27 protein-coding genes are annotated in these 24,559 nt (G+C 73.8%); 15 read left to right on the top strand and 12 right to left on the bottom strand.

Translation table 11 applies throughout. The features are described 5' to 3' along the window. Window positions 1-102 precede the first annotated feature (102 nt). From AB0B20_RS08990 to AB0B20_RS08975, 4 genes are all read left to right on the top strand, one after another. Window positions 103-1,149: an iron ABC transporter permease gene (locus AB0B20_RS08990; RefSeq protein WP_357469335.1), complete on the top strand. Its 1,047-nt coding sequence runs from the start codon at window positions 103-105 to the stop codon at window positions 1,147-1,149. A 146-nt stretch (window positions 1,150-1,295) separates the two neighbouring features. Further along, complete coding sequence (locus AB0B20_RS08985; protein ID WP_357469332.1) at window positions 1,296-2,306, top strand: iron ABC transporter permease; 1,011 nt, start codon at window positions 1,296-1,298, stop codon at window positions 2,304-2,306. Then, window positions 2,303-3,190: an ABC transporter ATP-binding protein gene (locus tag AB0B20_RS08980; protein ID WP_357469329.1), complete on the top strand. Its 888-nt coding sequence runs from the start codon at window positions 2,303-2,305 to the stop codon at window positions 3,188-3,190. Before AB0B20_RS08985 ends, AB0B20_RS08980 begins: the two co-directional genes overlap by 4 nt. Window positions 3,191-3,222: 32 nt before the next feature. Then, a complete protein-coding gene (locus AB0B20_RS08975) occupies window positions 3,223-4,167 on the top strand; it encodes an iron-siderophore ABC transporter substrate-binding protein (RefSeq protein WP_357469326.1) in 945 nt (314 codons plus the stop codon). A gap of 55 nt (window positions 4,168-4,222) precedes the next feature. Here AB0B20_RS08975 and AB0B20_RS08970 read toward each other — a convergent pair whose 3' ends face one another. The 3 genes from AB0B20_RS08970 to AB0B20_RS08960 form a co-directional block, all read right to left on the bottom strand. Next, complete coding sequence (locus AB0B20_RS08970) at window positions 4,223-5,482, bottom strand: Nramp family divalent metal transporter (RefSeq protein WP_357469323.1); 1,260 nt, start codon at window positions 5,480-5,482, stop codon at window positions 4,223-4,225. An 83-nt stretch (window positions 5,483-5,565) separates the two neighbouring features. Then, window positions 5,566-5,703 carry a hypothetical protein gene (locus AB0B20_RS08965; RefSeq protein WP_357469320.1) on the bottom strand — a complete coding sequence of 46 codons (138 nt, stop codon included), beginning with the start codon at window positions 5,701-5,703 and terminating at the stop codon, window positions 5,566-5,568. Window positions 5,704-5,896: 193 nt separating this feature from the next. Further along, entirely contained in the window at window positions 5,897-6,544 is a 648-nt protein-coding gene (locus AB0B20_RS08960) for a hypothetical protein (RefSeq protein ID WP_357469317.1), read from the bottom strand. 166 nt (window positions 6,545-6,710) lie between these two features. Between AB0B20_RS08960 and AB0B20_RS08955 the strand changes: the two genes are divergently transcribed. Continuing rightward, on the top strand, window positions 6,711-7,439 hold the full coding sequence (locus tag AB0B20_RS08955) for a nucleotidyltransferase domain-containing protein (protein ID WP_357469314.1): 729 nt from the start codon (window positions 6,711-6,713) through the stop codon (window positions 7,437-7,439). Between the two features lie 27 nt (window positions 7,440-7,466). Here the strand turns inward: AB0B20_RS08955 and AB0B20_RS08950 are convergent, their stop codons facing one another. Both AB0B20_RS08950 and trmB read right to left on the bottom strand, forming a co-directional pair. Next, window positions 7,467-9,971 (bottom strand): DUF3516 domain-containing protein, encoded by a 2,505-nt coding sequence (locus tag AB0B20_RS08950; RefSeq protein ID WP_357469311.1) that lies wholly within the window; start codon window positions 9,969-9,971, stop codon window positions 7,467-7,469. A 47-nt stretch (window positions 9,972-10,018) separates the two neighbouring features. Further along, on the bottom strand, window positions 10,019-10,645 hold the full coding sequence (gene trmB, locus AB0B20_RS08945; protein ID WP_221489093.1) for a tRNA (guanosine(46)-N7)-methyltransferase TrmB: 627 nt from the start codon (window positions 10,643-10,645) through the stop codon (window positions 10,019-10,021). Between the two features lie 143 nt (window positions 10,646-10,788). On the opposite strand from trmB, the gene AB0B20_RS08940 reads away from it, so the two are divergent. Together AB0B20_RS08940 and AB0B20_RS08935 are read left to right on the top strand one after the other, a co-directional pair. Then, window positions 10,789-11,367 carry a hypothetical protein gene (locus AB0B20_RS08940; RefSeq protein ID WP_357386977.1) on the top strand — a complete coding sequence of 193 codons (579 nt, stop codon included), beginning with the start codon at window positions 10,789-10,791 and terminating at the stop codon, window positions 11,365-11,367. Window positions 11,368-11,786: 419 nt separating this feature from the next. Then, window positions 11,787-12,485 carry a class F sortase gene (locus AB0B20_RS08935; RefSeq protein WP_357469420.1) on the top strand — a complete coding sequence of 233 codons (699 nt, stop codon included), beginning with the start codon at window positions 11,787-11,789 and terminating at the stop codon, window positions 12,483-12,485. A 202-nt stretch (window positions 12,486-12,687) separates the two neighbouring features. On the opposite strand, the gene AB0B20_RS08930 is transcribed toward AB0B20_RS08935, so the two are convergent. From AB0B20_RS08930 to AB0B20_RS08920, 3 genes are all read right to left on the bottom strand, one after another. Next, window positions 12,688-13,002, bottom strand: a complete 315-nt coding sequence (locus tag AB0B20_RS08930) for an antibiotic biosynthesis monooxygenase (RefSeq protein WP_302906002.1) — start codon at window positions 13,000-13,002, stop codon at window positions 12,688-12,690. A gap of 25 nt (window positions 13,003-13,027) precedes the next feature. Beyond that, window positions 13,028-13,825, bottom strand: a complete 798-nt coding sequence (locus tag AB0B20_RS08925) for an exodeoxyribonuclease III (RefSeq protein WP_357469308.1) — start codon at window positions 13,823-13,825, stop codon at window positions 13,028-13,030. Window positions 13,826-13,903: 78 nt separating this feature from the next. Further along, the gene (locus tag AB0B20_RS08920; protein WP_357386981.1) at window positions 13,904-14,824 is read right to left on the bottom strand and encodes a PAC2 family protein; all 921 of its coding nucleotides are present in this window, start codon (window positions 14,822-14,824) and stop codon (window positions 13,904-13,906) included. 392 nt (window positions 14,825-15,216) lie between these two features. Here AB0B20_RS08920 and AB0B20_RS08915 point away from each other — a divergent pair, with 392 nt between their 5' ends. From AB0B20_RS08915 to AB0B20_RS08905, 3 genes are all read left to right on the top strand, one after another. Next, window positions 15,217-16,062, top strand: coding sequence for a peptidase M23 (locus AB0B20_RS08915; protein WP_357386983.1), 846 nt, complete (start codon window positions 15,217-15,219; stop codon window positions 16,060-16,062). Between the two features lie 94 nt (window positions 16,063-16,156). Beyond that, window positions 16,157-16,303, top strand: coding sequence for a hypothetical protein (locus AB0B20_RS08910; RefSeq protein WP_357386985.1), 147 nt, complete (start codon window positions 16,157-16,159; stop codon window positions 16,301-16,303). Between the two features lie 41 nt (window positions 16,304-16,344). Next, window positions 16,345-17,088, top strand: a complete 744-nt coding sequence (locus AB0B20_RS08905; protein ID WP_357386987.1) for an EcsC family protein — start codon at window positions 16,345-16,347, stop codon at window positions 17,086-17,088. A gap of 47 nt (window positions 17,089-17,135) precedes the next feature. Here the strand turns inward: AB0B20_RS08905 and AB0B20_RS08900 are convergent, their stop codons facing one another. Together AB0B20_RS08900 and AB0B20_RS08895 are read right to left on the bottom strand one after the other, a co-directional pair. Further along, window positions 17,136-17,975 (bottom strand): GDSL-type esterase/lipase family protein, encoded by an 840-nt coding sequence (locus AB0B20_RS08900; protein ID WP_357469305.1) that lies wholly within the window; start codon window positions 17,973-17,975, stop codon window positions 17,136-17,138. Between the two features lie 99 nt (window positions 17,976-18,074). Beyond that, window positions 18,075-18,668: an antibiotic biosynthesis monooxygenase gene (locus AB0B20_RS08895; protein WP_357386991.1), complete on the bottom strand. Its 594-nt coding sequence runs from the start codon at window positions 18,666-18,668 to the stop codon at window positions 18,075-18,077. A 163-nt stretch (window positions 18,669-18,831) separates the two neighbouring features. Between AB0B20_RS08895 and AB0B20_RS08890 the strand changes: the two genes are divergently transcribed. From AB0B20_RS08890 to AB0B20_RS08870, 5 genes are all read left to right on the top strand, one after another. Next, entirely contained in the window at window positions 18,832-19,095 is a 264-nt protein-coding gene (locus AB0B20_RS08890; protein WP_013285356.1) for a DUF6343 family protein, read from the top strand. A 12-nt stretch (window positions 19,096-19,107) separates the two neighbouring features. Further along, window positions 19,108-20,520, top strand: coding sequence for an NADP-dependent succinic semialdehyde dehydrogenase (locus AB0B20_RS08885; protein ID WP_357469302.1), 1,413 nt, complete (start codon window positions 19,108-19,110; stop codon window positions 20,518-20,520). Between the two features lie 88 nt (window positions 20,521-20,608). After that, window positions 20,609-21,574, top strand: a complete 966-nt coding sequence (locus AB0B20_RS08880) for a TIGR03885 family FMN-dependent LLM class oxidoreductase (RefSeq protein WP_357387140.1) — start codon at window positions 20,609-20,611, stop codon at window positions 21,572-21,574. A 37-nt stretch (window positions 21,575-21,611) separates the two neighbouring features. Then, entirely contained in the window at window positions 21,612-23,192 is a 1,581-nt protein-coding gene (locus AB0B20_RS08875; RefSeq protein ID WP_357469299.1) for a Na+/H+ antiporter, read from the top strand. Beyond that, on the top strand, window positions 23,189-23,446 hold the full coding sequence (locus AB0B20_RS08870; protein ID WP_357386997.1) for a UBP-type zinc finger domain-containing protein: 258 nt from the start codon (window positions 23,189-23,191) through the stop codon (window positions 23,444-23,446). The genes AB0B20_RS08875 and AB0B20_RS08870 overlap by 4 nt, the downstream gene beginning before the upstream one ends. A gap of 1 nt (window position 23,447) precedes the next feature. On the opposite strand, the gene AB0B20_RS08865 is transcribed toward AB0B20_RS08870, so the two are convergent. Next, window positions 23,448-23,981, bottom strand: coding sequence for a GNAT family N-acetyltransferase (locus tag AB0B20_RS08865; protein ID WP_357386999.1), 534 nt, complete (start codon window positions 23,979-23,981; stop codon window positions 23,448-23,450). Between the two features lie 99 nt (window positions 23,982-24,080). Further along, window positions 24,081-24,476 (bottom strand): hypothetical protein, encoded by a 396-nt coding sequence (locus tag AB0B20_RS08860; protein ID WP_357469296.1) that lies wholly within the window; start codon window positions 24,474-24,476, stop codon window positions 24,081-24,083. Window positions 24,477-24,559 lie beyond the last annotated feature (83 nt).

Below are 24,559 nucleotides of genomic sequence, written 5' to 3'. Positions count from 1 at the left end.
TCCCCCCGGTGGAGGCGCAACCCCATCGACAGCGCCCGCTTAGGTTCGCCTTACCTGGTCAGCTAAGGTAAGGCGCACCTAATCGGAAGGCGAATCTCTCTCGTGACCACCGTCGCCGTCCGGCCCGCGCGGGCCGGGACTCCCGTCCGCCGCGGCACCGTCCGCCGCGTCGCGGTCACCGTGGCGGCGGCGCTCCTGCTCCTGCTGGCGCTGCTCGCCAGCCTGGCGCTCGGCAGCCGGCACCTTCCCGTCGACCAGGTGTGGCACGCGCTGGTGGCCCCGGACGGCGGCGACGCCAGCGTCGTGGTCCGGGAACTGCGGCTGCCGCGTACCGCCCTCGGGCTCGTCGTCGGCCTGGCGCTGGCGCTGGCCGGCGTGCTGTTCCAGGCGGTCACCCGCAACCCGCTGGCCGAGCCGCGGATCCTGGGCATCAGCGCCGGGGCGTCGTTCGGGGTGGTGCTGGCCATCGCCGTGTTCGGTGTGGGCACGCTCGCCGGGTACGTCTGGTTCGGCACCGCCGGCGCGCTGCTCGCCGGGCTGCTCGTGTTCGCCATCGCCAACCGCACCCGCGAGGGCGCCAGCCCGGTCACCCTCGCGCTGGTCGGCGCCGCGCTCGACGCCGGTCTCGGCGCCATGGTGTACGCGCTGCTCACCATCGACGCCCGCACGTTCGAGGAGTACCGCTTCTGGGTGGTCGGCGGGCTGACCGGCCGGGGCGTCGCCGTCGCCGGGCAGGTGCTGCCGTTCGTGGTGGCCGGGGTGCTGCTGGCCGCGCTCGCCGCCCGCGGCCTGGACGCGCTCGCCCTCGGCGACGACGTGGCCCGGGGGCTCGGGCACCGGGTCGCCCTGGTCCGGCTCGCCGCCGGGGCCGGTGGCGTGCTGCTCACCGGCGCGGCGGTGGCCGCCGCCGGGCCGATCGCGTTCGTCGGGCTGGCGGTGCCGCACCTGGCCCGGGCACTGGTCGGCGCGGACCAGCGGTGGACGCTCCTGGTCGCCGCGCTGCTCGGTCCCGCGCTGCTGCTCGCTGCCGACGTGGCCGGCCGTCTCGTCTCCCCGCCCGGCGAGATCCCCGCCGGCATCATCACTGCCCTGCTCGGCGCCCCGCTCCTGGCCTTCCTGGTCCACCGAGCCAAGACGGTGACCACATGACCACCCCCCACCCCACCCCCGGCCCCGGCCCCGCCCCCGGCTCCGGCGATCTTGCACTTGCTGCCCCGGCGAAAAGGGTGATCCCGGCATCTCGGGGGCTCAAAGTGCAAGATCAGCGGAGTGGGCGTGGCGGCCCCGGGCGTGGGGTGTTGCGGGCCGGGGCGGTGGTGGTGCCGTTCCGGTGGCGGCCCCTTGTCGTGGCGCTTGTCCTGTTCGTGCTGCTCTGCGTCGCGGTGGTGGTCAGCCTGTCCCTGGGTACGCCGTACGTCGCCCCGGTCGACGTGGTGCGGTCGCTCTCCGGCGCCGGCACCCCGTACGACCTCGTGGTGCGCGACCTGCGACTGCCTCGCGCGGTCCTCGCGGCGGTGGCCGGGGCGGCCTTCGGCGTGGCCGGCACGCTGATCCAGAGCGTGGCCCGCAACCCGCTCGCCAGCCCCGACGTCATCGGTGTCACGCAGGGCGCCGGGCTGGCCGCGACGATCGCGCTGACCAGCGGCGCGGCGGCGGTGCTGGTGGCGCCGGCGGCGCTGCTCGGCGGCCTGGCCGCCGCGGTGGCCGTGTTCGCGCTCGGCGCCCGGCACGGCCTCGCGGCCCAGCGGTTCGTGCTCGCAGGTGTGGCTGTGGCGTTCGCGTTCCGGGCGCTGATCGAGGTGGTCATGCTCACCGCCGACCCGATCGACGGGCTGCGCGCCCAGATCTGGCTCATCGGCACGCTCGCCGGCAAGGGATGGAGCGAGGCGGCCTGGATCGCCGGCATGCTCGCGGTCCTGCTGCCGGTGCTGCTCTGGGCCGGGTGGGCGCTGCGCAGCAGCGCGCTCGACGACGACACCGCGCGGGGGATCGGCCTGCGGCCGGTGGCCCGGCGCATGGGGCTGGCCGGCACCGGCGTACTGGCTGCCGCCATGGTGACCGCCCAGGTCGGCGCCGTCGACTTCGTGGCGCTGGTGGCCCCGCAGGTGGCCCGGCGGCTGGTCCGCGCCGAGCGCCCGCCGCTGCTGTGCGCCGCGCTGCTCGGCGCGTTGCTGCTGGTCCTCGCCGACCTCGGTGCCCGCCGGCTGCTGGCACCCACCCAACTGCCGGCCGGCGTGCTCACCGCGGCGATCGGCGGGCCGTACCTGATCTTCGTGCTGCTGCGCACCCGAGGGAGGCGGTCGTGACCGCGCTGCTGTCCACCCGCGACCTGGTCGTCGGCTACGAGGGCCGCACCGTGCTGGACGGACTCGACCTCGACCTGCCGGCCGACACCTTCACCGTGATCGTCGGCCCGAACGCCTGCGGCAAGTCGACGCTGCTGCGCACCATGGCCCGGCTGCTCACGCCCCGGCGCGGCGCGGTGCTGCTCGACGGCGCGGCGATCCGCGACCTGCCGACCCGGGACGTGGCCCGGCGGCTCGGCGTCCTGCCGCAGAGCCCGCTGGTCCCGGAGGGGATCACCGTGGCCGACCTGGTCGGGCGCGGCCGGCAGCCGTACCAGCGCTGGTGGCGGCAGTGGTCGGCCGAGGACGGGCGGGCGGTCGAGGAGGCCATGCGGCTGGCCGACGTCGGTGCGCTCGCCGACCGCCCGGTGGACACGCTCTCCGGCGGGCAGCGCCAGCGGGTGTGGATCGCCATGACTCTGGCCCAGGACACCGACGCGCTGCTGCTGGACGAGCCGACCACGTTCCTCGACCTGGCCCACCAGGTCGAGGTGCTGGACCTGCTGCACCGGCTGCGCGCCGAACGCGGCCGGACCGTGGTGGCCGTGCTGCACGACCTCAACCAGGCGGCCCGCTACGCCGACCACCTGATCGCCATGCGCGACGGCGCGGTGGTGGCCGCCGGCGAGCCGCGCGAGATCCTCACCGCGGACCTGGTCCGCGACGTGTTCGGCCTGGACTGCGTGGTCGTGCCCTGCCCGGTCAGCGGCGCCCCGCTCGTGGTGCCCGCCCTCACCCAGACCGGGGCCACCCACGCCGCTCCGGCCCAGACCGCGCCCACCCAGACCTCGGCCGCTCCGGCCGGCACGCCGGCCACGGCCGGCGCCCCCGTCGGCGACGCCTGAGCGCGCCGACCCGCACCACCGAAAGGAACCTCATGCGTCGTCTCGCCGTCGCACTCACCGCCGCCCTCACTCTCGGCGTCGGCCTCACCGCATGCGGGGAGAGCGACCCCGTCGCCGGCACCGGCACCGGGGAGACCCGGGAGATCACCCACGCCATGGGCACCACGAAGGTCCCCGCCGAGCCGAAGCGTGTGGTCGTGCTCGACACCGACAAGATCGATACCGCGCTGTCGCTGGGCGTGACCCCGGTCGGCGCGGCGACCGCCGGTGAGGCGAAGAGCTGGCCCACCTACTTCGGCGCGGACAAGCTCGCCGGCATCACCGAGGTCGGCGTGCTCACCGAGCCGGACCTGGAGGCGATCAACGCGCTCAACCCGGACCTGATCCTGGGCAGCAAGTTCCGCCAGGAGAAGTTCTACGACGAACTGGCCAAGATCGCCCCGACCGTGTTCACCGAGAAGGTCGGCGTCACCTGGAAGGAGAACTTCCTCCTCGACGGCGCGGCGCTGGGCAAGGAGCAGCAGGCCAAGGACCTGCTGGCCGAGTACGAGAAGCGGGCGAAGGACTTCGGCGCGAAGCTCGGCGACGCCTCATCCCGCAAGGTCTCCATCGTGCGCTTCATGCCGACCGAGATCCGCCTGTACGGGCCGGACTCGTTCTCCGGCATCGTCGTCGGCGACACCGGCCTGGGCCGCCCCGAGCGGCAGATGCTCGCCGACAAGGAGGACAAGCGGATGGACCGGGTCAGCCCGGAGCGCATCGCCGAGGCCGACGGTGACGTGGTGTTCGTGACCGCGTACGGCGAGAAGGCCGCCGCCGAGCAGGCCAAGGTCACCGGCGGAACGCTGTGGAAGGGCCTGTCCGCGGTCAAGGCCGGCAAGGCGCACGTGGTCTCCGACGAGATCTGGATGACCGGCATCGGCGTGGGCGCCGCCAACAAGATCCTGGACGACCTGGAGAAGCACCTGGCCGCCTGAGCCCCGATACGCCAGCGCCCGTCCCGCCGTCGCCGGCCGGACGGGCGCGGTGTGTTCAGGCCACCAGTTGCCAGAGCAGGAACCCGTTGAGCGCCACCACGAACGCGGTGATCGCCACCGCGGTGGCGGTGGTGGCCCGCCGGTTGACCAGGGCGCCCATCATGTCCCGGCGGCGGGTGAACAGCACGACCGGGATCAGCGCGAACGGGATGCCGAAGCTCAGCACCACCTGGGACAGCACCAGCGCGCGGGTCGGGTCGACGCCGATCGCGAGCACCGCCAGCGCGGGCAGCAGTGTGATCATCCGGCGGACCAGCAGCGGGATCCGGCGGCGCAGGAAGCCCTGCATGATGATCTCACCGGCGTACGTGCCGACGCTCGTGGAGGCCAGGCCGGACAGGAGCAGGGCGACCGCGAAGCCGACCGCCGCCGCCGTACCGAGCGCGGTGGCGAGCCCGGCGTGCACGCCTTCGAGGGTGTCGGTGCCGGGGATCGAGGTGCCGTGGAAGCTGCTCGCGGCCACCAGCAGCATGGCCAGGTTGACCGCGCCGGCGATTCCCAGCGCGATGAGCACGTCGATTCGCAGGCCCTTGGCGATCACCCGCCGCTGCGCCTCACCCTCGGCCGGCAGGCGGTTCGGGGTCAGCGCCGAGTGCACGTAGATGACGTGCGGCATCACCGTCGCGCCCAGGATGCCGGCGGCGAGCAGCATGCTGTCGGTGCCCTGCATCCGGGGCAGCAGCCCGGCCGCGGCGGCGGAGGCGTCCGGCTGCGCGCTGACCAGGTTGACCGCGAACGCCAGCACGATCACGCCGAGCAGCACCGCGATGGCGATCTCGAACGTACGGAAGCCCCTGGCGCGCAGCGCCAGGATCGCGAACGAGGCGGTGCCGATGATCAGGCCGCCGGGCAGCAGCGGTACGCCGAACAGCAGGTAGAGCGCGACCGCCCCGCCGATCACCTCGGCCAGGTCGGTGGCCATGGCGACCAGTTCGGCCTGCGCCCACATGACCCGGTTGAGCGGCCGGGGCAGGTGTTCCCGGCACAGTTCGGGCAGGCTGCGCCCGGTGGCCAGACCGAGCTTGGCGGTGAGCGTCTGCACCAGCATGGCGGCCAGGTTCGCCGCCACCACCACCCAGACCAGCAGGTACCCGTACCGGGCCCCGGCCGTGGAGTTGGTGGCGAAGTTGCCGGGATCGACGTACGCGACCGCCGCCACGAAGGCGGGCCCGAGCAGGATGAGCCGGCCACGTACCGGGCGCGGGGCGCGGGCGGTCCGTAGCGGAGACGCGACAGGTGAGTCGTTCGTGACCACTGCTGCTCCTTGACGAGCGACGGAACGAGACGGATCAGGCGGGTCCGTGCCGCGCGGCCGCCGCGCGGGGCGGCGCGGCGAGGTCAGGCGAGCTTGCTCTGGACCGTGTCGGCGACCTTGCCGGCCGTTTCCGGGTCGGTGCCGTAGGGACGCGGGGCGGCCGGCGCCGCGCCGACCGACTCGGCCAGGCGGCGGCGACGCGGTGGGGCGAGCGTCAGCATCGGCGCGCGCCCCGATCGGTCCGGTCGCGGTGGCGACGGACGTTCGTGGAGTCGACAGCCATGCCGGGCTGTTCCCAATGATTGCCCACATATGCCACCTGTTCCGGCCAGGTGGAGGAAAAAGCGTCCTCACCGGACGCCGGCCACGACGAACGGCCGCCCTCGGGCGAGGGCGGCCGTTCGCTGCGCCAGGTCAGGCGGCGGTGGACCAGATGGCGCGGAAGGCGGCGGCCTCACCGGCCAGCCACTGCTCGATCGGCTCCGGCTTGACGTCGGCGGGCATCCGGTGCGCCTCGCCGCGCCGCACGTCGACGAGGACCGGCTCGGCGTGCGGCAGCACCGCGTCCATGTGCCGGGCCATCAGGTGCAGCGTGGCCAGGGTCGCCTCCTCGCTCGGCGGCGCCTCGTCGAAGTGCAGCCGGATCGCCTCGGCCCGGCCGTCGGCGAAGCGCACACCGAACTGCGGGTTGATCTTCACGGGCAGGTCGCCCAGCATGGCCAGCGCGTCGCGGGTCTGCGCCAGGTCGACGCCGGCCGGCTCGCCGAGCGAGTGCAACCAGCGGGTCGCGCCCGGCACCAGCGCCTCGTAGAGCGGGCGCCAGCGCGGCTTGACCAGGTCGACGACCTGCGCGAGGTGCGTGCCGCCGGTGTGGAACGCGACGTCGGCCTTGAGTGCCTTGACGAACTGGCCGTGCGGGTTGAAGCCGTGCCGGCTGGCCCGCTGGCGGCGCAGCCCGCCGACGAAGGTGGCCTTCGTGGGGCCGGTGCGGTCGACGTACCGGGTGAAGCCGAGGAGGGTGGCATAGGGGGTGACAGGGGCGGCGGAGGTGGGCGCGGTCACTGGCGTCCTCCCAGGTCAACGACGGGATTAGTACATACATTCTAATCGACGGGTCTGACATCGCCCAGGGCTTCGGCGGACGTTCTCGGCCTGCCCGCCGGTGGTCGGCCGGGCCGGTCGGCGCAGGACTCCAGCATCGACGCCGGACGCTCCCTATACTCGCCGCATGGCGGCGTCACCTGCTGTCGTCGCAGACCTCGGCGACGAGCTGAGAGGGCTGGGCTGGGTCAGCGACCTGATGGTGGCGGGTTCACTCGCCACCGGCGACTACGTGCCGGGCATCAGTGACCTCGACCTGGTCGCGCTCGTCGACGGACCGGTCGACGCCGCCCGGCAGGCGGCACTCGTCACGATCCACCGCAGCCTCGACAGCGGCAGCGCTGCGGGGTTCAAGCTCGGCTGCGTGTACGTCGACGCCGCCACCATCCCCGACCTCGACCTGCGGCATCCGACCTGGACCCACGGCCGGCTCGTCCACCGCGTCCTGTCCAGGGTCACTCGAGCGGAACTGGACCGACACGGATACGAGGTCTTCGGACGCGCACCGCGCGACGTCTTCCCCGAGGTCTCCGCCGACGACATACGAGCGGCGGCCCGCGCCGAACTGACCGGCTACTGGGCCTGGGCCGCCCGGCGCCCGTGGCTGTGGCTCGCCCCCACCATCGCCGAACTCGGCCTCACCTCGATGGCCCGGGGCCGGCATGCGCTCCGCGAGGGCATGCTGCTCACCAAGACGCAGGCGATCAGCCAGGCACACGCCCCCGCCTGGCTGATCGACCGGCTCGCCGCCCGGCGGCGGGGCGAGGACATCACCTCCCCGCCCCGGATCCGGACGGCCTTCGTCGCCTGGCGCGACGCCCGTCGAACGGTCGCTCACGCACGGCGCGCCCGCTGAGCGACGGCCCGCGTCAGCGTGCCGCTGCTACAACTGACCCACGTCGGTCACCCGGATGACCGCCGCGCCGGTCTCGTCGGAGGCGGCCAGGTCGATCTCGGCGCTGATGCCCCAGTCGTGGTCGCCGTCCGGGTCGTCCAGGATCTGCCGTACGGTCCACCTCTCGCGGCCCTGCTCGATCATCAGCAGCGCCGGCCCGCGCGCGTCCGGCCCCACCCCGATCGAGTCGTACGTCTCGAAGTACGGCTCCAGCGCGTCGGCCCAGGCGTCGGCGTTCCAGCCGTCCCCGGCGTCCAGCTCGCCGAGCAGGTCCCAGCGGCGCAGCGCGGCCAGCTCGACGCGGCGGAACAACGCGTTGCGCACCAGCACCCGGAACGCCCGCGCGTTGCGCGTCACCGCCGGCGGCCGGTCGTCCAGCGAGGCGGCCACCTCGGCCACGTCCGACGGGTTGCGCAACCGCTCCCACTCGTCGATCAGGCTGGAGTCGACCTGGCGGACCAGTTCGCCCAGCCACTCGATGAGGTCGACCAGCTCCTCGGTCTTGGCGTCCTCGGGGACGGTCTGCCGCAGCGTCTTGTACGCGTCGGCGAGGTAGCGCAGCACCAGCCCCTCGGAGCGGGACAGGCCGTAGAACTGGACGTACTCGGGGAACGTCATGGCCCGCTCGTACATGTCCCGGACCACGGACTTGGGGGAGAGCTGGTGGTCTGCGACCCACGGGTGGCCCTGCCGGTACATCTCGTACGCGGACTCCAGCAGCTCGGCGAGCGGCTTGGGCCAGGTCACCTCGTCGAGCAGTTCCAGGCGGGCCTCGTACTCGATGCCCTCGGCCTTCATCGCGGCGACCGCCTCGCCGCGGGCCTTGAACTGCTGCGCGGAGAGCACCTGGCGGGGGTTGTCCAGGATCGACTCGATCACGCTGAGCACGTCGAGCGCGTACGACGGGGACTCGCGGTCGAGCAGCTCGATGGTGGCCAGCGCCAGCGGTGACAGCGGCTGGTTGAGCGCGAAGTCGAGCTGGAGGTCGACGGTGAGCCGCACCCGGCGGCCTGTCTCGTCCGGCTCGGGCAGCTCCTCGACCACGCCGCCGGCCCGCAGCGCCCGGTAGATGGCGATGGCCCGGCGGATGTGCCGGCGCTGGGCGGCCGGGTCCTCGTGGTTGTCGGTGAGCAGGTGCCGCATCGAGGCGAAGGCGTCGCCGGGGCGGCCGATCACGTTCAGCAGCATCGAGTGGCTGACCTGGAAGCTGGAGGTGAGCGGTTCCGGCTCGGCCTCGACGAGGCGCTGGAACGTCGGCTCGCCCCAGCCGATCGAACCCTCCGGCGGCTTCTTCTTCACCACCTTGCGGCGCTTCTTCGGGTCGTCGCCGGCCTTCGCGAGGGCCTTCTCGTTCTCGATCACGTGCTCGGGGGCCTGCACCACGACCCGGCCCAGCGTGTCGAATCCGGCCCGACCGGCCCGGCCGGCGATCTGGTGGAACTCGCGCGCCTTGAGCAGCCGGGTGCGCACCCCGTCGTACTTCGAGAGGCCGGTGAACAGCACCGTACGGATCGGCACGTTGATGCCGACGCCGAGCGTGTCGGTACCGCAGATGACCTTGAGCAGGCCGGCCTGGGCGAGCGTCTCCACCAGGCGGCGGTACTTCGGGAGCATGCCGGCGTGGTGCACGCCGATGCCGTGCCGGACCAGCCGGGACAGCGTCTTGCCGAAGCCGGAGGTGAACCGGAAGTTGCCGATCGCACTCGCGATCATGTCCTTCTCGGCGCGGGTGCAGACGTTCACGCTCATCAGCGCCTGGGCGCGTTCCAGCGCGGCGGCCTGGGTGAAGTGCACGACGTACACCGGGGCCTGCCTGGTTTCCAGCAGCTCCTCCAGCGTCTCGTGCAGCGGCGTGGTCGCGTACGAGAAGAGGAGCGGGACCGGCCGCTCGGCCGAGCGGACGACGGCGGTCGGCCGCCCGGTGCGCCGGGTCAGGTCGTCGACGAAGCGGGTGGTGTCGCCGAGCGTGGCCGACATCAGCACGAACTGGGCCTGCGGCAGCTCGATCAGCGGCACCTGCCACGCCCAGCCCCGGTCCGGTTCGGCGTAGAAGTGGAACTCGTCCATGATCACCTGGCCGACGTCGGCGCGGCGGCCCTCGCGCAGCGCCAGGTTGGCCAGGATCTCCGCGGTGCAGCAGATGATCGGCGCGTCCGCGTTGACGCTGGCGTCGCCGGTGAGCATGCCGACGTTCTCCGCGCCGAAGACCTCGCAGAGCGCGAAGAACTTCTCCGAGACCAGCGCCTTGATCGGCGCGGTGTAGAAGGTCGTCCGGTCGTCGGCCAGCGCCGCGAAGTGCGCCGCGATCGCCACCAGGCTCTTGCCCGAGCCGGTCGGCGTATTCATGATCACGTTCGCGCCGGAGACGATCTCGATGACCGCCTCCTCCTGATGGGGATAGAGGTCCAGGCCGCGCTCGGACGCCCAGGAGGCGAACGCGTCGTAGAGGGTGTCGGGGTCGGCGGTCTTCGGCAGCGCGGCGGTGAGAGTCATGGCGGCTCCCATCGTGCCTGGATCCCACCGCGCCGCGCCAACCGGGTTCAGCGCCGCCGGTGGATCAGGTCGAAGACCTCCCGGCCGGCGGTCAGCGCGCGCCGTTCGAACTTCGTCACCGGCCGGTGCGCCGGGCGCGGCGCGTAGCCGCCGTACACGTCGACCAGCTCCGGGTCGGCGGTGAGCGTCTCGCGCATCGACTCGGCGTACTCGGCCCAGTCCGTCGCGCAGTGCAGCGTGCCGCCCGGCGCCAGCCGGGACCGCAGCAGCGCCACGTGCGCGGGCGCGATGATCCGCCGCTTGTGGTGGCGGGTCTTCGGCCACGGGTCCGGGAAGAAGACGTGCACCGCGTCCAGGCAGCCCTCCGGCATGGCCCGGACCAGGTCCAGCGCATCCCCCTCGGCCACCCGCACGTTGTCCAGACCGTGGCGTTCGACCAGGTCGAGCAGGTTGGCGATTCCCGGCGTGTGGACCTCGACCGCCAGATAGTGTCGGTCCCGGTCGGCCGCCGCCATGGCGGCGGTGGCGTCGCCCATGCCGGAGCCGATCTCCAGCACCAGTGGCGCCCGTCGTCCGAACAGCGCCGTCGGATCGCACGGCCCGTCGAGGGCGGCGATCTCGAGGCCGTACGCGGGCCAGAGCCGGGTGAGCGCGTCGCGCTGCCGCTCGCTCATCCGTCCGCGACGCGGATGGAAGGTACGGATGCGGCCGGCGGCGATGTCGGTGAGGGTCACAGCGATCCGAGCCTACGCGACCCGGATCGGATGTGATGTGCGGCCGGGGGTGAGAGGATTCATCCCGTACGCCGGGAGGGGTCATGGGGTCGTTCAGGGTACGTGAGGCGCTGCTGGTCGCCCTCGCCGCGTGCGCCGCCCCGCTGGCCGGCGCCGGGCCCGCCCAGGCCGCGCCGCGCGCCGCCGAGCCGGTGCCGGAACAGCCCCCGGCCGATGTGATCTTCGTGGAGGTCACCCCGGGCACCGTCTCGCCCGGCTACCTGGTCGGCATCCGGGCGAGCTGCCGGGACAACTCCGTACCGGCGATCGTCACCTCGGACGCGTTCGGCAAGATCCAGGTGCAGCCGCAGCGCGGCCTGCTCACCGCCACGCCGATGGTGCACGAGCGCACCCGGCCCGGCAACTACCGGGTCAAGCTGGAATGCCCGGGCGGGGAGACCGCCTCCACCATGCTCCAGGTGGTGAAGCAGGGGCAGCCCACCCGGCAGCCGCCCCAGCCGAGTCACCTGCCCAGCCGTGGTCCGGCGACCGGTTTCGGCGGCACCGCCGGCCCCGGACTCGGCGGCCTGCTGGTGCCCGTCGGGCTGGCGGTGACTGTGGTCGGCGCCGGGCTCGGCGTGGCCGCGTCCCGCCGGCAGGCCCGCGGCGCCGCCGGACGCTGAGGCCGGTCATGGCCGAGCACTTCGTCCCGCCGCCGCCCGCCGGATCCCGGCGCTCCGGCTGGCCGTTCCTCGCCCTGCCCCCGCCCGCCGCGCCACCCACGGACGCGGCCCGCCCGTCCCGGAATGGCCCGCCCGCCGCACCGCCCACCGAGGCGGCCCGGTTCTCCAGGGCCGACCCGGCCGTCGCGCCCCCGGCCGCCGCGCCCCCGGCCGTCGCGCCCCCGGCTGCCGCGCGCCGGGCCGGCTCGCCGCACGGAGACGGAGCGGACACCTTCACGGGCTCGTCTCGCCCGGCCGGCCGGAGCGGACCGACCGCCGGCACCGGATCGCCGGCCGTGCCGGTCTCCGGGGCGCGGGCGTGGATGCCGCCGCCCGCCGCGTCGCGACCGTGGAGCCCGCCACCGGCTGGGCCGCCGGCCCTGCGCCCACGCCCCGCCGGGCCGCCGCCTGTCGAACCGCCACCGGCGTCGCCAGGCGGACGAGACCGAGGCCGGGGCTCCTGGTCGAAGCCCCTCGCGGTGGTGCTGGTGCTGGTCGGCGTGTTCGCCACCGGGGCCGGCCTGGGCCGCACGGCCGGGCCGTTCGACTTCGCCGACGCGTCCGCCGAGTCAGGAGAATCGAGCGTCGCCGCGCCCGCGGTGAGTGCCGCCGCCCCGGTCCGCAAGCCGGCGAGCCGGCCGGTACGCCTGGCGGTGCCGGCCATCAAGGTCAACGCGCCGGTCACCCCGGTCGGGCAGGCGAAGGACGGCTCGGTGGCGGTGCCGCCGCTGACCGAGCACGACCAGACCGGCTGGTACGACAGGGGAGCGGTGCCCGGCGACCCGGGCCGGGCGATCATCGTGGGCCACGTCGACACCAAGAGCGGCCCGGCCGTCTTCTACCGGCTGCGCTCGCTCAAGCCGGGCGCCCGGATCCAGGTGACCCGCGCGGACCGCAGCGTGGTGACCTTCACGGTGGACAGCGTCGAGTACTTCGACAAGGCCAACCTGCCCGCCGCCCGGGTCTACGGCGACTCGGGCCCGGCCGAGCTGCGCCTGATCACGTGCGGCGGCGAGTGGGTCGGCGGCCGGACCGGCTACCAGGACAACGTGATCGTCTTCGCGTCCCTCACCCGCTGACCGCTCCCGCCCGGCACGTCCCGGCCGTGTCGATCATGAGGTTGGCGGCGCAGGTTGCCCGTTTCGTCACCGCCAACCTCATGATCGCCGAGCGGAGACCCGGAGCGCCAGGGCCGTGGGAGATCTTGGAAGGAAACGGCCCCTGTGAGGGCCCAAATCTTCCAAGATCTCCAACGGGGCGGGGAAGGTGGGAGGGGGTGGGTCAGGGTTTGGCGGGGACCTGCTGAACCACCTCGAACTCCAGCAGGGTGGCGCCGGTGGCGACAGGCTTGCGGGGTTCGCCGCCTTCGGCGTGCGCGGCCCGGGACGGGCCCTGCGCCCACGCCTGGTACGCCTCCTCGCTCTCCCAGCGGGTGTAGACGAAGTAGCGGGTGTCACCGGCGACCGGGCGCAGCAGCTCGAAGCCGAGGAAGCCGGGGGAGTTCTCCACCGCGCCGGCCCGGGCCGCGAACCGCTTCTCCAGCTCCTCGCCGGCACCGGGCGGGACGTCGATCGCGTTGATCTTCACGACAGCCATGTGTCCACCCTAACCAGCGTCGGGCTCAGAACGTCTCGACGGCCGGTGCCAGGTCGGCGTCGACCACGACCGGGGCGTGGTCGGAGGGGCTCTTGCCCTTGCGGGCCTCCCGGTCCACGTACGCGGAGCGGACCGCGCGGGCGAACGGCGCGCTGGCGTACACCAGGTCGATCCGCATGCCCTTGTTCTGGTGGAACATCCCGGCCCGGTAGTCCCAGTAGGTGAACGGGTGCGGCCCCTTCATCGGTGTCGGCACCACGTCCTGAAGCCCCAGGTCGCGCAGCGCGGCCAGGGCGGCCCGCTCGGCCGGGGTGACGTGGGTGGAGGTGACGAACAGCGCCGGGTCCCAGACGTCGGCGTCGGTGGGCGCGACGTTGAAGTCACCGCAGACGGCCACCGGCAGTGGTCCGGCCACCTCCGGTTCGAGCGCGTCGCGCAGCGCCGCGAACCAGGCCAGCTTGTACGCGTAGTGCGGGTCGTCCGGCGCGCGGCCGTTCGGCACGTACACCGACCAGACCCGCAGCCCGTCGCAGGTGGCCGAGATGGCGCGGGCCTCGGGCTCGGGGAACCCGGGTTCGCCCGGGAAGCCGACTGTCACGTCGGCCAGCCCGACCCGGGACAGCACGGCGACGCCGTTCCACCGCCCGTCGCTGTGGCTGGCCACCTCGTAGCCCAGCTCGCCCACCTCGGCGACCGGAAACGCCCCGTCGGGGCACTTGGTCTCCTGCAGGCACACGACGTCGGGTTTCGTGGTGGCCAGCCAGTCGAGCAGCCGGGGCAGGCGGGCCTTCACCGAGTTGACGTTCCAGGTCGCCAGGCGCATGTCTCCACCCTGCCGCATCCCCGGGGACGCCGCCGCCCGGCCCGCCGAGCGGCCCGCCCCGGGACGGGCGGCGGTCCGCTAGCGCTCCGGGGTGTCGCCCGGGCGGGTCTGCTCGGCCAGGAACCGTTCCAGCTCGGCACCGAGCTCGTCGGCGGTGGGCAGCGGCCCGGTCTCGCCGGCCAGCAGGTTCTTCTCGCCCCGGCCGCGCGCGAACGCGTCGTACTGCTCCTCCAGCGCCTGGACCAGCGTCGCCGCCTCCTCGGTCTGGGTGACCTGACGGTCGATCTCGACCCGGACCGCCTCGGCGGCGGTCCGCAGATCCTCGACGGGCAGGAGCAGTCCGGTGCTGCGGGACACGGCGGACAGCAGCGCCTCGGCGGCGGCCGGATACTCGGCCTGGGCCACGTAGTGCGGCACGTGGGCGGCGAAGCCGAGGGCGTCGCGACCCCGCTCGCCGAGGCGGTACTCCAGCAGGTGACCGACGCTGGCCGGTACCTGCACCTTCTGCAGCCACGGCTCGTGCCCGGCGATCAGCTCCTTGCGGGTGGCGTGCGCGGTGACGCCGCTGGGCCGGGTGTGCGGCACCGCCATCGGGATCGAGTTGAGCCCGACGGTGAGCCGGACGTCGAGGCGGGCGCTGAGCCCGGCGACGGAGGCGACGAAACGCTCCCACTGCAGATCCGGCTCGGGGCCGGTGAGCAGCAGGAACGGGGTCTCGTCGTCGTCGTGCAGCAGGTGCAGCTCCAGCGCCGGGGCGTCGTAGGACTCCCAGTGGTCCTCGACGAACGTCATCACCGGGCGGCGGGAGCGGTAGTCGAAGACCTGGTCGACGTCGAAACGGGCGATCACCCGGGCGTCGAGCGAGGTGAGCAGCTGTTCCCGGGCGAGCCGGGTGGCGTTGCCGGCGTCGACGAAGCCGGTGAGCGCCTGGATCAGCACCGGCTGGCCGAGCTCGGGCAGCTCGTCGGTGAGTTCGTAGAGCTCGTGTGGATCGAGCACCGGTGGGTCCTCCCTGTCGACGCGTACGGGGGAGTGCCGACCGTGCGGCCTCCCCGGTTCGGCCAACGTACCGGGGTGCGTGGTCCATTCCGTTACGGCCACGTCCGATGCCCGGATGATGATCACGATTCGGCTACGCCCCGGTCCGGCGACCGATATCCGGATCGTCCGAACGGACGAGTTAGTCGATCATCGGCCGGGACCGGGAGGTCTGCGACGTTAGTGCCCGGCCCGGTATGCCCACTGTCGCCCGGGTGATTGGCCCGGTTGCCGAGGTCCGTCACCGGCCGACCGACGCCGGGGCGACATGTCCGCTTTATGCTGGCCAAAGTGTGGCGAGGGCCACTCAATCGGCCTGGGTGATCCCGGTTTGCCCTGCCTAGCCTCGTCGGATGCGTAACGACGGCAACCTCGACGACCCGTTCGGCTCCGGCCGCCCGGCTGACCGTTCGGACGATACCTCCTCCACCAACCGGTCGGCGACGCTCCGACGGCTCTTCCCACGTACCCGCTTCTGGGCACCGACGAACCCCCGGCCCGGCCGGACGAAGCTCGCGGTCGCCACTGGCGCGGCCTGCTGCCTCGGCCTGGTCGGCGTCAGCCAGGCCGGCTTCGGCGCCCCGGAGCGCGCCGCGAGCCCGGCGCCCTCGGCGGAGGTCGCCGAGCGCGCGGCGGTCGACCCGGCCTCCCGGGCCATGGCCCGCCCGAGCACCGCCCCGGCCACCCCCAGCGCCTCCCCGTCCGCTACGGCGAGCCCGAAGGCGACCGCCAAGCCCAAGCCGAAGAAGACGGTCCGGCAGATCGTCCCGGTTGCCGGCCTCGACCGCACCCAGATGAACAACGCCAAGAAGATCGTGCAGGCCGGCCAGAAGATGGGCATGCCGCGCCGGGCCCTGGTCATCGCGGTGGCGACCGCCATGCAGGAGAGCACCCTGCTCAACTACGCCAGCGGCGTGCTGCCCGAGTCGCAGAGCTACCCGCACCAGGCGATCGGCTGGGACCACGACTCGGTCGGGCTGTTCCAGCAGCGCCCGAGCAGCGGCTGGGGCACCGTCGAGCAGCTGATGGACCCCGAGTACGCGACGAAGGCGTTCCTGTCCGCGCTGGCGGAGATCCCCGGCTGGCAGAACCTGCCGCTCTCGGTGGCCGCGCAGGCGGTGCAGATCTCGGCGTTCCCGGACGCGTACGCCCAGCACGAGTGGCGGGCCGGCGAGGTGGTGGCCGAGATCCTGGGCTGACCCGGACGGGGGTTGCCGAAGGGGCGATTCGGGTATCAGAGGGCTTGCCGGTCCCAGGTACACATGAAGGGGACCGCGGGACGGGAGGACCCTCATGTCACTGATGCAACGGATCACCGCCTTCCTGCGGTCGCCGCGGGGCCAGCAGCTGGTCGAGCGCGGCCGGCGTGAGATGTCCAAGCCGGAGAACCAGGCCCGGCTTCGGCAGATCGCGACCCGGCTCCAGTCGCGCCGGCGCTGACCCGCGTCGCCCCCCGCCGCACGAGCCCTCCGGAGCCCTTCGTGACCGACCCCGCCCCCGTCGACGGGGAGCCCAACGCCGTCCCCACCGCCCCCGTCCCGCCGGTGGAGGCGCCCGAGGCGCCACCGGCCAAGCTGTGGGACCGGATGCGGGCGGACCCGCAGTACGCGCCGGAGCACCTGGCCCTGGAAGCGGTACGCCGGCTCGGCCCGGAGGCCGCGCAGTGGGCCGCCCGGGAGCGGGCGCTTCGGCCCGACACGCCACCGGAGCAGCTCGCCGACCAGGCGGTACGCAAGTTCGTCAACCACGCCCGGCTCTCCGGCGCGGTGTCCGGCGCGGCCGGGCTGCCCGGCGCGGTGATCGACGTGGGCGTGCTGGCCTGGACCCAGGCCCGGCTGGTGCTGCACGTCGCGGCCGCCTACGGCGCCGACCCGACGGACCCCGAGCGGGCCACCGACCTGCTGGTGCTCCAGCGGGTGCACAAGGCCGCCCAGGCCGCCCGCCTGGCGCTCGGCGTGGCCGCCGGCCGGGAACGGGCCGGCGCGCTGTTCGGCGCCGCCGGTGACCGGGCGCTGGGCCGGGTGATGCTCCAGCTCGGCGTCCGGCTGGCCCGGATGGCCGGGGTACGCGCCGCCAAGCGGATGTTCGCCAAGATCGTGCCCGGCGCCGCCATCGTGCTCGGCACCTGGGCCAACTCGTCGGCGACGAAGGAGCTGGCCGACCGCACGCGCGCCCTCTACCGCGCCGCCGGCCACCAGCAGCTACCCGGCCCGCGCCGGCCCTGACCCGCCGCGCGCCGGCCGACCCGCCCCGGGCGGCCGGTGCCGGCCGGTCAGCTCGCCCAGCCGGAGGCGTTCCAGGCCACCTCCGCCAGCCGGTCCTGCCCGGCCGCGTTCGGGTGGAACCAGTCCAGCACGTTCACCTGCTCCAGCGTGAAGCGGTGGCGGTGCACCGCGCCGCCGTCGAAGCGGCAGCGCGAACCGTACGCCCGGCAGGCGGCACGGAGTTGCCCGTCGTACGCCTCGATCCGGTCCCTGACGCGGGCCCGGCGGGCCGCCGCGGCGGGCGCGCTCGACGTGGCGTCGGCCAGCAGCGCCGGGCAGACGCCCCGCGACCAGGCCCGCACCGCGCGGGGCTCGGTGTGCCCGATCTGCCAGAGCCGGTACAGGTCCGGGATGCTCGTCACCAGCACCCGGGCCTTCGGCCGGCCCTCGCGCAGCACCGCCAGCGCCGCGTCCACCTGGTCGCGGAAGGTCGCCACCGCAGTCATGTCGTCGACGTCGCCCCGGCAGGCGTCGTTCGCCCCGATCAGCACGGTGACCAGGTCGGCCTTGTCGCGTACCGCCGACCGGGCCTGGCCGCTCAGCGCCGTCGCGCGAGCCCCGGGCGCCGCCCGGTTGTACGCCCGCAGCCCCGGCACGTCGGCGCGCAGCCGCCGGTAGACGCTCCCCACCCGCAGGCCGTCCCCGGTCGACCAGGAGTTGCGTTCGCAGCTCACCAGCACCAGGCAGGAGCCGTAGCCGGTGGTCACCGAGTCGCCGAGCGCGGTCAGCACCCGGGGCTCGCCGGGGCGGGGCGTGCCGGAGGGCCGGGGCGACGCCTCGCCGGCGCCGTCACAGGCGAGCGCGACGAGCGCCGCCAGGCAGGCCAGCGCGGCGATCCAGCGTCTCATCGGTCCCCCGTCCGGCGGCGGCAACGGGCGCGTCGACCCTATGCCCCGGCGGGGTCCCGGCGGCGGTTCTGTCGACTATCGGGCATCGACGACTGTCGTTCACATCTGCCGTGTGGGCGCCGACCGGCCGTGCAGCCACCGGTGCAGCACCCGGGTGATCCGGGGCAGCACCAGGTAGGTCATCAGCGGCGTGAGCACGAGCGTCATGAGCAGCGTCCGGCCGGCCAGCGGCACGCCGGACAGGAACCTCGTGGTCAGCAGCGTGGCGGCCAGGCTGAGCGGGAAGAACGCCAGCCAGATCGTGACGGCCTGCTTCCAGCGCGGCGGCGCGGCCGGCTCCGGCCCGCCGAACGTCTCGACCACGTGGTCCACCGGCGGGGCGAACCACCCCTCGATGCCGGTCCGCCGCTCCACCCGCGTGTGCTCGACGATGCCCTGCGCGGAGCTGAGCCACCAGCGCCGCTGCGGCGACTCCTCCCAGTCGCGCAGCGTGTCCGCGTCGGCGAACCGGTACATCACGTGCCACTCGCCCGAGCCGGGGGCGCTGCGGACGAAACCGGCGCCGAGGAAGCCCGGGAAGCCCTCCGCCAGCGCCGTCCCGGCCCGCATCCACGCCACCACCTCGTGGGTACGCGCCGGGTCAGCGCGCCGGGACACGGCGACGGTCACGGGTACGGCCTGAGTCGTGGTCATGCCATCCTCTCCACCGGCCCGCGGGATCTCCGCCGGAACCGGCAGACCGATGTAACGCACCCGTCCACCGGGCGCATCCGGCGGCCACCCGCCGGGTGTCCCGGATCACCGGCGTTCCCCCGCCCGCCGGTTATCCCCGCCCGAGCCGGGGTAGGCGACAGGAATGACCCGATCACAGCCCCGTCGCGCCCGTGGCACGGTCGGCCACGCGAACAGCGCTCTGAACCTGCGGCTCGCGCTCGCCACGTTCGGTCTGGTCGTGATGACCGTCTTCGCGGTGCTCGCGTTCGCCGCCGACATCGCCTGGCTGGGTGTCGTCTGCGCGCTGCTCGCCGTGGTGGCGGTGGTCGACCTGGTCGTGATCCAGCGCCGCCGCGCCGCGCGCCGCCGGGAGGAGCCGGGCGTGCGGCACTCGCTGTTCGAGTGACAGGAGTACGAGATGCCCATCGCCACCACCAATCCCGCCACCGGACAGGTGCTCAAGACGTACGAGGCGATGTCGGACGAGCAGATCGACGCCGCGATCGAGCGGGCTGACCTCGCCTTCCGGCAGTTGCGGGACACCACAATCGCGCAGCGGGCCCGCTGGCTCCTCGCCGCTGCCGACCTGCTCGACGCCGAGCGCGACGAGACGGCCCGGTTGATGACCACCGAGATGGGCAAGACGTACGCGGCGGCGAAGGCCGAGGTCACCAAGTGCGCCACCGCCTGCCGCTTCTACGCCGGCAACGCGCCGCGGATGCTCGCCGACGAGCCCGCCGACGCCGCCGCGGTCAAGGCCAAGCGGGCGTACGTGCGCTACCAGCCGATCGGCCCGGTGCTGGCGGTGATGCCGTGGAACTTCCCGCTGTGGCAGGTGATGCGGTTCGCCGCCCCGGCCCTGATGGCGGGCAACACCGGCCTGCTCAAGCACGCCTCGAACGTGCCGCAGACCGCGCTCTACCTGGAGGATCTGTTCCGCCGGGCCGGGTTCCCCGAGGGCGCGTTCACCACGCTGCTGGTCGGCTCCGACGCGGTCGACCGGATCCTGCGCGACCCCCGCGTGCGCGCCGCCACGCTCACCGGCAGCGAGCCGGCGGGCCGGTCCATCGCCCAGATCGCCGGCCGGGAGATCAAGAAGACGGTGCTGGAGCTGGGCGGCAGCGACCCGTTCGTGGTGATGCCCTCGGCCGACCTGGACACCGCCGCCGAGGTCGCCACCACCGCCCGCTGCCAGAACAACGGGCAGTCCTGCATCGCCGCGAAGCGGTTCATCGTGCACACCGACGTCTTCGACGCGTTCGCCGAGAAGTTCGCCGCCCGGATGGCGGCGCTGCGCGTCGGCGACCCGATGGACGACGGCACCGACGTCGGCCCGCTCGCCAGTGAGCGCGGTCGCGACGAGGTGCACGCCCAGGTCACCGACGCGGTGGACCAGGGCGCGACGGTGCTCTGCGGCGGCGAGAAGCCGGCCGGGGACGGCTGGTACTACCCGCCGACTGTGGTCACCGACCTGCGCCCGGAGATGCGGATGTGGAGCGAGGAGGTGTTCGGGCCGGTCGCCGGGCTCTACCGGGTCGGCTCGTACGAGGAGGCGATCGAGGTCGCCAACGGCACCAGCTTCGGCCTCGGCTCCAACGCCTGGACCAACGACCTGGCCGAGCAGGAGCGCTTCGCCGTCGACCTGGACGCCGGGAACGTGTTCATCAACGGCATGACCACGTCCTACCCGGAGTTGCCGTTCGGCGGCGTGAAGAACTCCGGGTACGGCCGCGAGCTGTCCGCCGCCGGCATGCGCGAGTTCTGCAACACCAAGACCGTGTGGATCGGCGAGGGCCAGGCCGGCGCGGGGGCCGGCGCGCACTCCGAGTGAGGTGTTAACAGGGGCCCCTTCCTCTACCGGAGGCGTTAAGAAGGGGCCCCTGCTTACATCCGGACCGGGGTGGGTAGGAGTGGCGACCATGACGGCGTTCGGCTTCCACGCATCCCACGAGCAGATCCACCCCGCCCGGCTGCTGGAGGCGGTGATCCACGCCGAGCGCGCCGGCTTCGACGCGGCCATGTGCTCCGACCACTTCTCGCCGTGGAGCGAACGGCAGGGGCAGTCCGGGTTCGCCTGGTCGTGGCTCGGGTCCGCGCTCCAGGCCACGAACCTGTCCTTCGGCGTGGTGAACGCGCCCGGCCAGCGCTACCACCCGGCGATCATCGCGCAGGCCATCGGCACGCTCGGCGCCATGTACCCGGGCCGGTTCTGGGCCGCCCTGGGCACCGGCGAGGCGGCAAACGAGCACATCACCGGCGAGGTCTGGCCGCGCAAGGACGTGCGCTCCGCACGGCTGCGCGAGTGCGTCGACGTGATCCGGGCGCTGCTGGCCGGCGAGGAGGTCAGCCACGACGGGCTCGTCACCGTGGACCGGGCGAGACTCTGGACCCGGCCGGAGGAGCCGCCCGCGCTGGTCGGCGCCGCCGTCAGCGTCGCCACCGCGCGCTGGTGCGCCGAGTGGGCGGACGGGCTGATCACCGTCAACGCGCCGGTCGAGCACCTGCGGCAGATGATCGACGCCTACCGGGACGCGGGCGGGCGCGGCCCGCTGCACCTCCAGGTGCACGTGAGCTGGGCGCCCGAGCAGGCCGAGGCCGAGGCGATCGCGTACGAGCAGTGGCGCAGCAACGTGTTCGCCCCGCCGGTCTGCTGGGACCTGGAGACCCCCGAGCACTTCGACGTGGCGAGCGCCGACGTGCCGATGTCAAAGGTCGCCGAGACCGTGAACGTCTCCGCCGACCTGGGCCGGCACATCGGCTGGCTGGAGGAGTACGTGGCGCTGGGCTTCGACCAGATCGCGCTGCACCACGTCGGGCAGGAGCAGCGCGCGTTCATCGACACGTTCGGCGCCGAGGTGCTGCCGAAGCTGCGCTCCGCCGCCTGATCCCACAACGGCCCGCCGCCGCATAGGCTCGACGGTCGTGGATGCTCTGTTCGAGGTCGTGGTCTTCCTGGCCATCGCGACCTTCGGCGCGGCGCTGGCCCGCCGGCTCGGCCTGCTGGCGCCGATCCTGCTGGTGGTGCTCGGCCTCGCGTTGTCCTTCCTGCCGTTCTTCCCGCACGTGCGGCTGGACCCGGACCTGGTGCTGGTGGGCATCCTGCCGCCGCTGCTCTACGTGGCTGCGCTGGAGACGTCGGTGCCGGCGTTCCGGCTCAACCTGCGGCCGATCCTGCTGCTCGCCGTCGGGCTGGTCGTCTTCACCGCCTTCGTGGTGGGCACCGTCGTGCACTGGTTCCTGCCCCACCTGCCGTACGCGATCTGCCTGGCGCTCGGCGCGGTGGTGGCGCCGCCGGACGCGGTCGCCGCCACCGCGGTGGCCCGCCGGGTCGGCCTGCCCCGCCGGGTCGTCACCATCCTGGAGGGCGAGAGCCTGGTGAACGACGCCACCGCGCTGGTGCTGCTGCGGGTGGCGATCGTCGCCGCGACCGCCACCACCGGCGGGGTCGGCGTCGGCGACGTGGCCCGGGAGGTGGTCGTCGCGGCGGGCGGCGGCATCCTGGTCGGCCTGCTCGGCGTGGTGGTCTTCGGCTACCTGCACAAGCGCATCACCGACCCGGTGCTGGACAACGCGCTGTCGCTGATCGTGCCGTTCGCCGTGGTCTTCGCCGCCGAGGAGATCCACGCCTCCGGGGTGGTCGCGGTGGTGGTGACCGGCCTCGGCATCGGGCACAAGCTGCCCACGCTGCTGTCGGCCGCCTCCCGGCTCCAGGTGACCGCGTTCTGGCGGCTGATCCGGTTCCTCCTCGAAGGACTGGTGTTCCTGCTGGTCGGCCTGCAACTGCCGGAGGTGGTCCGTGACCTCGACGAGCCGTTCGGCTCGCTGGTGGCGATCACCGCGGCGGTGCTGGCCGCCGTCTTCCTGGCCCGGTTCGTCTGGGTGTTCCCGGCCACCTACCTGGCCCGGCTCGTGCCCCGGATCCGCAGGTGCGACCCGGCGCCGCCGATCCAGTTCCCCGTCGTCGTCGGCTGGGCCGGCATGCGGGGCGTGGTGACGCTCGCCGCCGCGCTGGGCCTGCCGCTCACGCTCGCCGGCGACACGCCGTACCCGCGCGGACTGCTCATCTGGCTGGCCTTCGCGGTGATCGTCGCGACGCTGGTCGGCCAGGGCGCCACGCTGCCCTGGGTGGCCCGGCGGCTGCGGCTGCCCCCGGACGACCCGGTGCAGGACGCGCTGTCCGCCGCCGGGGTGCAGCAACGGGCCAGCCGGGCCGCCCGGGAACGCCTTGACGAGCTGTCGGCCGGCGCACCGGAGGCGGTGGTGGAACGCCTGCGCGGGCTGACCACCTCCCGCGCCAACCTGGCCTGGGAACGGTTGGGCGGCACGGAACGGGAAACCCCCTCCCAGGCGTACGCGCGGCTGCGGCAGGAGATGATCGACGCCGAGCGGGAGGTGTTCCGGGCTGCCCGCGACTCCGGCCGGATCCCGGAGGAGGTGCTCACCCGCGCCTATCGTGACCTGGATCTGGAGGAGTCCCTGCTGCGACAGGAGGTAGTTGAATGAGTTGCGAGCACCTGGCCGAGGCCGGTACGGCCGAACCCGGCACCACCACCGAGTGCCCCGACTGCGTGGCGATCGGCAACCCGGACTGGGTGCACCTGCGCGCCTGCCTGACCTGCGGGCACGTGGGCTGCTGCGACTCGTCGCCGTACCAGCACGCCACGAAGCACTTCGAGTCGAGCGGGCACCCGGTGATGCGGTCGGTCCAGCCAGGGGAGTCGTGGCGTTGGTGCTTCGTGGACGAGGAGATCGGCTGACTCAGCCGACCCGGCGCTCCAGCACCTGCCCGGTCCACGTCGGGCGGCCCGGCCGCTCCACGGTGAACGGTTCGGTGGCGGTGAACCCGCAGCTCTCGTAGAACCGCACGAGCGCCCGGTCGGGGCTGCGGAAGCAGTCCACCCGCAGCAGGCCGACACCGCGCTCGCGGGCCAGCTCCGCCGCGTACTCCAGCAACCGCGCCCCGACCCCGCGCCCCGCGTACGCCCGGTCGGTGACCAGCAGGTTCACGTACAGCTCAGGCCCGGTGGCCGGCGGCACATACTCGGTGGCCGCACCCACCACGAGCGCGCCCACCACAGTCGCGTCGATCTCGGCGAGGTACAGCCCGTCCCCGGCGGCCCACGCGTCGGCCTGGGCGATGCGACGCGGGTCGATCGACGCCGGCTCGCTGCCCCACTGGTCGGTACGCCCGAGTTCCGTCAGCCAGGCGGTGGCGCTGTCGAGCAGCCGCAGCAGCGTGGGGGCGTCGCCGGGTCCACCCGGGCGGATCGTGATGCTCTGCCGGTCGGTCATCCCGCCATGCTGCTACACAGCGCTCAGCCGGGCACGCCGGCGGGTCGCGGTTCCGGCGCGGCCCGGCTCGCCACCGCGCGGCGGTCAGCGCCGGGGCGGTCAGCCCGGCGGCGGCGAAGATCCCGCCGAGCACCAGCCAGCCGGCCGGACCGCCGCCGAGCACCAGCAGCGTGAGCAGACCCCGGCCGAGCGCCTGGGCCAGTCCGGCGAGCAGGCCGTCCGCACCCTGGTACGCCCCGATCGCCCCGGGCGGGGCCAGATCGTAGGCGGATCCCACCTGTCCGCCAGCGCGCCCAGCGGCACGCTCGCGCTCAGCCCGACCAGCCCGACGACTGTGAGCCCGGCGCCCACCGAGGGGGCGGAGAGGCCCACGTCCCGGGTCAGATAGAGCGCCCCGCCGGCCAGCCACAGCCCCGCGCCGACGGTGTTTACCAGCGTGGCGTACGCGAGCGTGCGCAGCGGGCCCGGCGGCGGGAGCGGCGAGACGCGCCCCATCAGCGGGGTCCGGCGAGGGCCATGGGGTCGACGCTAGGACTGTTCCGGTCGGCCCGGAGCCCCGCTCGGGGCGACGCCTGTCA

The organism is Micromonospora sp. NPDC049151 (genome assembly GCF_040648395.1).
Lineage (GTDB): Bacteria > Actinomycetota > Actinomycetes > Mycobacteriales > Micromonosporaceae > Micromonospora.
The sequence above is the reverse complement of the archived record's forward strand: the minus strand, read 5'-3'. Positions and strand labels throughout refer to the sequence as shown.